Origin of the sequence: Allobosea sp. TAB14 (assembly GCF_052113865.1) — a bacterium.
Taxonomy (GTDB): Bacteria; Pseudomonadota; Alphaproteobacteria; order Rhizobiales; family Beijerinckiaceae; genus Allobosea; species Allobosea spartocytisi.
The window spans coordinates 1-8,068 of the sequence record NZ_JBFRDQ010000185.1; the positions used below are offsets into that span (position 1 = coordinate 1).

Annotated in this window: 9 protein-coding genes; 5 read left to right on the forward strand and 4 right to left on the reverse strand. The window is 65.8% G+C overall.

Translation table 11 applies throughout. From position 1 onward, the window contains the following. Positions 1–2: 2 nt before the first annotated feature. Entirely contained in the window at positions 3–689 is a 687-nt protein-coding gene (locus AB4Y99_RS22360) for a helix-turn-helix transcriptional regulator (protein WP_441524878.1), read from the forward strand. Between the two features lie 7 nt (positions 690–696). On the opposite strand, the gene AB4Y99_RS22365 is transcribed toward AB4Y99_RS22360, so the two are convergent. Continuing rightward, entirely contained in the window at positions 697–2,673 is a 1,977-nt protein-coding gene (locus tag AB4Y99_RS22365) for a relaxase/mobilization nuclease domain-containing protein (RefSeq protein WP_441524874.1), read from the reverse strand. A gap of 341 nt (positions 2,674–3,014) precedes the next feature. Then, positions 3,015–3,491, reverse strand: coding sequence for a hypothetical protein (locus AB4Y99_RS22370; RefSeq protein ID WP_441524875.1), 477 nt, complete (start codon positions 3,489–3,491; stop codon positions 3,015–3,017). Positions 3,492–4,093: 602 nt separating this feature from the next. Here AB4Y99_RS22370 and AB4Y99_RS22375 point away from each other — a divergent pair. The 4 genes from AB4Y99_RS22375 (at position 4,094) to AB4Y99_RS22390 (ending at position 6,475) form a co-directional block, all read left to right on the forward strand. Beyond that, positions 4,094–4,795, forward strand: coding sequence for a ParA family protein (locus AB4Y99_RS22375; RefSeq protein ID WP_441524876.1), 702 nt, complete (start codon positions 4,094–4,096; stop codon positions 4,793–4,795). 1 nt (position 4,796) lies between these two features. Then, positions 4,797–5,213 (forward strand): hypothetical protein, encoded by a 417-nt coding sequence (locus AB4Y99_RS22380; RefSeq protein ID WP_441524877.1) that lies wholly within the window; start codon positions 4,797–4,799, stop codon positions 5,211–5,213. A gap of 176 nt (positions 5,214–5,389) precedes the next feature. After that, a complete protein-coding gene (locus AB4Y99_RS22385; RefSeq protein ID WP_038366341.1) occupies positions 5,390–5,758 on the forward strand; it encodes a helix-turn-helix domain-containing protein in 369 nt (122 codons plus the stop codon). Positions 5,759–6,196: 438 nt separating this feature from the next. Further along, complete coding sequence (locus AB4Y99_RS22390) at positions 6,197–6,475, forward strand: HU family DNA-binding protein (protein WP_441524879.1); 279 nt, start codon at positions 6,197–6,199, stop codon at positions 6,473–6,475. A 33-nt stretch (positions 6,476–6,508) separates the two neighbouring features. Here the strand turns inward: AB4Y99_RS22390 and AB4Y99_RS22395 are convergent, their stop codons facing one another. Next, entirely contained in the window at positions 6,509–6,673 is a 165-nt protein-coding gene (locus tag AB4Y99_RS22395) for a hypothetical protein (RefSeq protein WP_166653056.1), read from the reverse strand. A gap of 396 nt (positions 6,674–7,069) precedes the next feature. After that, positions 7,070–7,381: a DUF736 domain-containing protein gene (locus AB4Y99_RS22400; protein WP_112764973.1), complete on the reverse strand. Its 312-nt coding sequence runs from the start codon at positions 7,379–7,381 to the stop codon at positions 7,070–7,072. Positions 7,382–8,068: the final 687 nt, after the last annotated feature.

The window sequence follows — 8,068 nt, forward strand, 5'->3', positions numbered from 1 at the left end:
CGATGGGAACCGCTGCTGACAGCAAGGAAGTCGCGGCAGCCATGCTCCGCGCCAGCGCCGCGTTCGGCATCTCGGCCATTTTCGGAGGAATCGTCCCGAGCCAAACGCTTCCGCGAAGGGCCATTGCTTCGAGGATCCTTATCCAGGAATTTCCGCGCGACTGGGCCGATCGGTATAACTCGCGCGGCTATGTCTATCGTGATCCCGTCGTCGAGCGCCTGCAAACTGAACGATCGCCATTTTCATGGCGCGAGGCCTACGACGCGGCAGCCTCCTCCGCGGATGTTCTGCTCATCGGCGGGGAAGCCAGTGAGTTCGGTCTGGAGAATGGATATGTCGTGCCAATCTCGCTGCTGGATGGAAACGTCGCGGCGATATCCTTTGGCGGAGCGCAGATCGATCCCAGCCCGGATGACCGATCGCTGCTCGGTTTCGCGGCGAGYTACGCGCTCGGCACCTTGCTGCAGCGGCGGTTCAGCGCCAGCCGTGCCTGCGGGCGCATTTCGGCCCGCGAATACGATTGCTTGCTTTGGTCGGCCGAAGGCAAGACCGACTGGGAGATCTCCGTCATCCTCGGCATCTCGAAATCGACGGTGACGAAGCACATTCTCTCCGTCCGCGAAAAGCTCGGCGCCGTCACCAAGGCGCATGCCATTGCGATCGCCTTGCGCGAGAAAATCCTCCGGTARAGGATGATCAGCGGCGSYMGCCCCTTCCTGGACCCATTCTTTGACCCTTCTGGGCCTCCAGACGATYGCTRGCCTCGATCTCGCGGATGACGCGTTCCTGTTCGGCGCGCAGTTGAGCGAGCGCATCGGTCTTCACCAACCCCGGCGAGAGCYGATCCCCCGGATGCCGAGCAAGCATGCGCGCCGCCTCCGTCGCGGCTCTGGCTTCACGCGCTTCCTGMGCGGCGGAGCGTTCAGCCCCCGTCACGATCTGCCTTTTGGCTGCGAGGTCTCGCTGGGACGCTGGATCGATGCCAGCTCTCGCCTCGTCTCCTTTTTCGACTTCGACGGCCCGATCTGCCTGTCTGGCGGCCAGTYGCGCTTCCCGCTCCTCCTTGGCCCGAACGCTGTTCGCGCGCTCGATCAACCGGTCGGCATTGACGCCAATRATGGCCTCGACCTCCGCGCGCGTCATCCGCTCGACGCCGCGTTCGGCGAGACGCTGCAGATCGAGCCGATTGGCCAAGGTCTCCAGATAGCGCGCCGAAGCTTCGTGGAACTGTTGTTTCGTTGCTCCGTCGAGCAGATCGCGCGTCCGCGACACCGCTTCGTTCATCAGGCGCAAATCCCTGGCCATCTGCTCGGCTGTCACGGCCATGTCTGATCCCTCCTTCGTCAGAAGCTCCACGCGTTGCGCGATCGTGCCGAGGATGCCACCGACCAGGCGAGCTAAAGCCAGTCGCTCGAGCATATCCTTTGCGAGYGTGCTGCCGGGCTGGTCCCGCAAAACAACCCGCCAGCCCTCGATGCTGTCGTTCACCACGCGCCGATCGGCCTCCGACATCGCCATCCTGATCGGATTGGCCCGCGCTACGGCGATGCGCTGGCGCGCCTTGTCGATCATCGCCCGATTTGCCGGATCCGAGGCATAGGCGCGATCCCGTGCCGCGCGTCCGGGCCGCGGCCGGTCCGCCACCTGCACGATCGCCTTGTCCTTCGGACCATAGCTCTGCGACGAGGCGCGCTCGCGCGCGCCCGTCGCCACGATCTTCAGGCCTTCGGCCTGCGCGTGCTCCGCATAGGCCTGGCGCCATTCACGGAAAGTGTCCCGGCCCGGATGCAGTTTCTGGCCGRCTTCGCTCTTCRCCGTGATGACGGCATGGACGTGGAYATGCCCCTSCGCCTSCTTGTCGGTATGGACGCCGAACATGAATTTGTGATCGGCGAAGCGGTCATGCAGGAAGGCGTGGGCGGCTCGCCTCAACGCCTCGACATCGGCCCCGGCTTTGKCCGAAAGGATCAGGTGCAGGGTGTCGCGGGTCGATTGCGAGCGCAGCGATGGCCCCCATTCCCGCGCGGCAGTTCTGACATCTGCGACGTTGGCGAGCGTTTTACCGCGGTCGTCGACGGCGGCTCCCTTCGCGACCAGGCGATCCAGTTGATAGGCAACGCCATCTCTGCCATGCCCGGTCGCTTTCAAAACGATGCTGATCCGGTCCGCCGCAACACCCGTCGCGACAGCGATCCTGTCCTTGATCGTCGCCTCCGACGCCCGGTCGAATTGTCTCAGTTCCCTCGCTGGCGCACCGCCCTCCGCCATCCGAGAGCGAAACCGCTCCCTCGCGGCCCCGGCCATCGCGACGACCACGCGCGCCTCCAGCGTGCCATCGGATGCCGCGTCGAGCCGATAGGCGTGGCGATGGCCTTCGAAGGCGGCGGCGATCGCCTTGACGTAGGTTTCCCGGCCTTCGGGTGTATCGACAATGCCGGGCAGCGCCAGTCCCACCGTACCGACATCCTGGCTCTCCGCACGCTTCGAAAAGCCCGCCGACCAGGCCTTGATCTCGTCGGCGACCGCCGCCCGGTCCGCCAATATCCGTCCGTCATGGGTCTCGAGCGGAACGTCCTCGCGCAGGACATACTGGCCAGTCGCCGTCGCGCGGGCAGCCCCACTGGCATAGGATACCACCTTGACGACGGCGGGCTGATAGCCGGCCGCGAGCAAGCGAGCCCGACCGACGGCATTGCCCCTGCCGGAGAGGCCGCCTGCGATCGCTGCCGGAGGTCCAGTCCGGCTCCTCCCGCCCGGACCGTGTCCGCGGCCCTTCGGTCCCGGTGGAAGCTCCCGCTCGCGCTCGGCATCGAGCCCGCCTGTGATCGTCCCGCCTCGGATGAGTTGATGGGCGTGGGGCATCGCGCAGGGGCGCGTCGAGAGGCCGCGACTTCGACGAAGGTCCTCCTCCAGCCACACGGCTCTCGGCCGGCGCCGTTCCTCACGCGCCTGGGCTATTCCGTCGCGCGCGGCAGCGACCTGCTCCGTCCACCAGGCGATCTGGCCGGCCCGCCTCATCGCGGATCGTCCCCGACCGGAAGCGCGAGCTTCACGATGCGCCGAAGCCGGGAGCCATGGGAGACCGTGATTTCGGTAAGCTCCTCGTTGATCACTGAGACGGCATCGTGGAGCCCTTGCCAGACCGCCTCGGTGTCATCCAGTCCGATGGCCTGCCCGGCCCGGACGGCCCGCAGAAGCTGCGCCAGGTTCCGCCCGACCGCCCGAACCTGGCTCGCCAGCAGAACCACCGCTTCGGTGTTCTCGGCCGACAGTGCCGGCCCCGCTTGCACCGAGGCGCGGATCAACCGGCGCACCACCTCCGCCCTTGGCAGACCAAAGAGCACGACCGCCTCCCGCAGCCGCTGCTCGTCGGCTGCGGAGAGCTCGGTCCGCAGCCGGGCCTTGCGTCGTGGAACGGCAGCTGACCGAGCCATCGCCCTCTCCTGTCCGGCCGAATGGCGGATCGCCAGATCCGCCGGAACCACCGCCATCGCCGGATGCCGGCATCAGCGCCTCGGCGCTCTACGGCTGCGTCCCGCAGCCGCCTCTRGTTTGTGGCCCACAAACCGGTATCTTGTCAATAAACGTCTATTATAATAGATCGACACCAGCCCGAACGCCCCCCAAGCGCGGAGGCGCCCCTCAGCCGGCTCGCCCGGCGCGACGTCCCTCCTCCTCGCACCGCAAGCCTGGCATTCGCTGTTACCGCAATATCGCTTCAACGCACGTCGATAGCACGACCTTGTCACGACGCCGCGATCCGACATTTCGGATATCACGCGATAAAGGATTGTGGTGTTATGCCAATAGCATGCTGCGTCAGTGCGGTTCTACGCCATCGCGGCATTTCCGCAATACCGCGCAAGCCTCAGTCGTGGAATGCGGCGTCTCTGCAGACCGGTGAAGCTGCCTCTCGGCAATCGGACATTGCCGATCTGGCGCAATGCGCCATTGCCGCAATCACCCATCACTGCATCGGTACGCTGCGTTCATTCGGAAATGGCGGCCCGCGCGCTCATGATGATGCGGTGTTGTCTGATATCTATTATAATGTACAATACATAGGACGATGTGCGATGCCCGAGGATTACCGATGCCGAGCATCTTTGCGGTCGCCAATCCGAAGGGAGGCAGCGGCAAAACGACCGTCGCCATCATCCTCGCCGGAGAGTTTGCGCGCCACGGCTATGCGGTGGCGATCATCGACGCGGATCCGCAGGGGTCGTCCTATCAATGGCATGCGTCGAGCACGGCGCGGGGGATGACGCCACGGGGAATCGATCTGGTCCGTGCGGCCGACGAGGCGGCATTGTTCGCGGCGATCGCCGATCTCGACCGTCATGACGTCGTGGTGATCGACACGCCCGGCTATTACGGCAATGTCCTGATCCAGTCGGCGCTTCGGGCCGACCTCGTCGTGCTACCCTGCAAGGTCCATACGTTCGATGCCTCGCAGGTCGTGCGGACCATCCGCAATCTCGAACAGCACGCGGCCGCATCCGCCTTGCCGATGAGCCAACATCGCGTGCTGTTCAACGAGTATGACGGTCTCGACCGCAACACGCGCCCGCTGCGCGAGGTGGTCGCCTATCTCGATGGCGAACAGGTATCGATCTGCTCGAACGCGCTCTACCGCCGTGTCACCTTCCGCACGATGACCAGCGGTCACGGCACGCTCTACCAGATGAGCGATGGCGACGAGTCCGTCCGCAAGGCGCGCTACAATGCCGACCAGGTCGTGCGGGAACTGCTCTCTGCAAGCCAGGGCACGACACCAGACGAAGCGGCCGCCTGAGATGAGCGGCTCCGATTCCAACAACAGGCCAGAGCGGCCTGCCCTGCCCCGCGACATGTTCCGATCGCAGCGTGTCAATGCGTCCAGCGCTGAAGCCCCTGGACCAAGGCCCGTGGTCGTGACGCCCGCCTATGACGACACCGGCGCCGGCGATCCTCGCCCTCACCGCGTCTCGCCGCCTCGGCACGACAATCCCGCGGGGCCCGCGCCTCGACAGATGCGAGCAAGACCCGAGCGGAATCCGTTCGAGGCCTATGGCGAACGCTCATCGTCCAGACCTTACGCGTTGCGGTTGCCGGACGCGATCGATCTCGTCCTTCGCCAGATCGCCGCCGAGGAGCGGACGCATCCGCTGCGCGTGATCGACCGGATCCTGTACGACCATCTCCGCCGGATCGGACGCCTGCCTCCGACATAGACCGGCCGGAGGAGGATACTCGGCATCGCTGAGGACTGAACGGGTCGAACGCCGGCACAAGCGAGCGCGCACCATCAACGGCATCTCTCTGAATGCCTCGAATATCTATTATCCCGGAGGTTGGGACCTGATATAGCGTCCCCATAATCGCGACTGCCAACCTCCCCCGATCTCCGATGCCCGTTCGCAAACCCCAGCCAATCGATCACTCGATCCTCAACGAAATGATCGCGATCCGGCTGCAGCAGCTCGAAATCGAGAACGGCGGCATGGAAGCGCTCCTGCCGAAGACAGGTCTCGCGCGTCAGACCTATTACCAGCTGCTCCGTGGCATCGGGAATCCGACGCTGAAGACGATCGAACGCGTCGCCTCCAGCCTGAACATGACGGTGTTCGAGCTTCTCGGCTTCGAAGTCGACGACGCCCGCCGGGCCTTGCAGAAGGGTGGGGTCGACTATGACGATCTGAGCTCGGCGATCGCCAAGAGGAACCGGGCTCAGCGCGCGCTCGCGCGTGAAGGACGGTCGCGCAAGCTTCCGTCATAGCTTTAGAAATTCCGCGCTGGCGCCGGGCGCCGCGAAAGGATCGTCACGTGGCTGCGCGGCGACCGCTTGCGGGCTGCGGGGTGCCTCTTAGGCGAGCGTAGAGCCGGTCCTGGAGCGGCTCGCCCGGGCCGGTCCCCCACCATGTCGATCGGAACTGCAAACCGGACCGCGGCCAGCGGCGTGACTTCGCAAGTCGCCCTCGAAATTGTCATTTCTGCCGATAACGCGGATTTTCCCGGGTTCAACGACGATGGCGTCGTGTTTTGCGCCGAGAATGAAGGCGGATGCCAAGATCTCGGCCCGGCTGGCGAGGTCGAGACGAGGCGACATCGAGAAATTTCGGTGGATAGCGGGAGATGCGGCTTCCTTCGCGTTACCGTCGCCGCGCACCCACTGCGATACTGGTCGAGGTCATCAACCTCACAGGATATCTCTTCCATGACGACAGCGACCGAGATTGCCGACACGATCGCCGGCGAGCAGAAGCTGACGAAGGCGCAGGCGAAGGCCATCGTCGAGAGCGTGTTTCGCCAGATCGCCGCCGCGGCAAAGGGTGGGGCCGAGACGAACATCCCGGGCTTCGGCAAGTTCAAGGTGAAGGAAACAGCGGAGCGCGAGGGCCGCAATCCGGCGAACGGCGCGACGATCAAGATCGCCGCATCGAAGAAGCTGAGCTTCACGCCGGCGAAGGCCGTGAAGGACGCGCTCAACGGCTGAGGCCGCCAAGCGCGTGTGGAGCACGACGCCTCCCTAGAAGGGCGGCTCGCTGCTGTAACGCCCCTCGGCTTCGGCCAGCATGACCTCGCGCTCGGCCAGCGCGAGCTCCAGCTCCGCCTCGATCTGACGGCGCTCGGCGCGGTCGGTTGCATCCCGCAGCTCGGCGCGCAGTTCCTCGATGTGCTGTTCGTTCGGCATCGTCGCCTCCTCGATTGAGTGTGAAAGACGACGCCGGCGGTCATGGCGGGCCGCAGGGGTCAGGGATCGCGCAGCGACCGCCGCAGGCGGCGAGCGGGGGAGCCGATTTTCTGGCGGCGCCCCCCGGCGGCGGCTGAAAATGGGGGCACCGCTCGTCCTTGAGGCCTTCGGGCCGCATGACACGCTCGGACGATCTGAGCAGGCTTTTTTAGCTCGGGTCGGCACCAGAAAGCTGAAGGCCGGCTCGATGCCGGCCGTCAGCTTTGACACGCGATATGGCGGTCCATCGGCGTCCGAGACCTGCTGCGCGGAATGGTGCCGTGGCGCCGGCGTCGTCCGGCGCGATCTGAGATGAGGAAGCCCCGCCTGGGCGGCGGGGCTCGTTCGCGGTGGGGATCAGGCCTCCCGCTTCGGGCGGTTCCAGATCAGGGTGTAGTCCCCTTCGGTCTCGCCCGGCCAGAGTGCCGCGGTGATCGGGGCGTTGAAGCTCGGATCGTCGAGCTTGAGCGAGATATAGGGCTCGCCGTCGCCGGAGACCGCATTCCAGCCCGCGCCGACTTCGGCGCCGTTGCCGGTGACGCGGAAGTCCGGTGCGTCGCGCGAGACACGCTCGATCGGTTGCAGGCGGGCCTGGAAGCGGACGCTGAGGGTGCGCACATTGCCGACGATGCCGTTGCCGTTGCTCTTGAATTCGCCGATGACAGCCATGGTGGGATCCTTTCCGGTTTGCTCGGGCCGCGCCCGTCGCGGCCTCGATGGCGGTGTCAGGACCGGGGGCGATCGAGCCCGCACCCACCGGGGTCCCTGTTGCGCTCGCGCAATGGGGTGGTTCTTGGGGCCGCAACGCAGTGGAGGGCGGCCGATCCCGGCTTTTTTGCTTCGCGCTGCAAAGGCGGCGCAGCCGCCGGCGGAAAAAAGCCGGGACCGGCCGTTGCGGATGGGCGATCGAGACGAGGTCGTCCCCCGGTCACGCCCAATCCATCGAGACCGCATGGGGCGCAACCGTGACGCAAACAGGAAGGAGCCCGAACTGCCCCTTCATCGCCGGAGTTCAAGGGATGCGCCGACCTCGACAACATCGTCAGCCCTGTTCGGCACTGTCCGCGCCGATCTTGCCTGRTCCGTTCCGCCAACGTCTCCAGCCACGCCATGCCGCACCGCCCCGGATCGCGAGGRTCCGGGATGGCTGCGCCACGAATGATCTCCGAAATCGGCAGAGCCGGCATCTCCGCCAGCGCCACCCAAGCAGCGTCAAGCCRCCGCATTCGGTGGTGCCCGCGCCCCGACGGGATCGGCTGGCTCTCGAGATCGGCAGCCAACCATCGCAGGCCGCTCCACAGGCCAACCCGCTGCCACGTGGGGGACGGAGCGCGCCATGGCGAGCTCGCCTGGCGG

What these genes read in the sequence shown, in the direction of transcription:
- AB4Y99_RS22370 (WP_441524875.1), bottom strand. Translation starts at nt 3,491, where the DNA reads ATGGCGGTGGTTCCGGCGGATCTGGCGATCCGCCATTCGGCCGGACAG.
- AB4Y99_RS22400 (WP_112764973.1), bottom strand. Translation starts at nt 7,381, where the DNA reads ATGGCTGTCATCGGCGAATTCAAGAGCAACGGCAACGGCATCGTCGGC.
- AB4Y99_RS22385 (WP_038366341.1), top strand. Translation starts at nt 5,390, where the DNA reads ATGCCCGTTCGCAAACCCCAGCCAATCGATCACTCGATCCTCAACGAA.
- AB4Y99_RS22395 (WP_166653056.1), bottom strand. Translation starts at nt 6,673, where the DNA reads ATGCCGAACGAACAGCACATCGAGGAACTGCGCGCCGAGCTGCGGGAT.
- AB4Y99_RS22375 (WP_441524876.1), top strand. Translation starts at nt 4,094, where the DNA reads ATGCCGAGCATCTTTGCGGTCGCCAATCCGAAGGGAGGCAGCGGCAAA.
- AB4Y99_RS22390 (WP_441524879.1), top strand. Translation starts at nt 6,197, where the DNA reads ATGACGACAGCGACCGAGATTGCCGACACGATCGCCGGCGAGCAGAAG.
- AB4Y99_RS22380 (WP_441524877.1), top strand. Translation starts at nt 4,797, where the DNA reads ATGAGCGGCTCCGATTCCAACAACAGGCCAGAGCGGCCTGCCCTGCCC.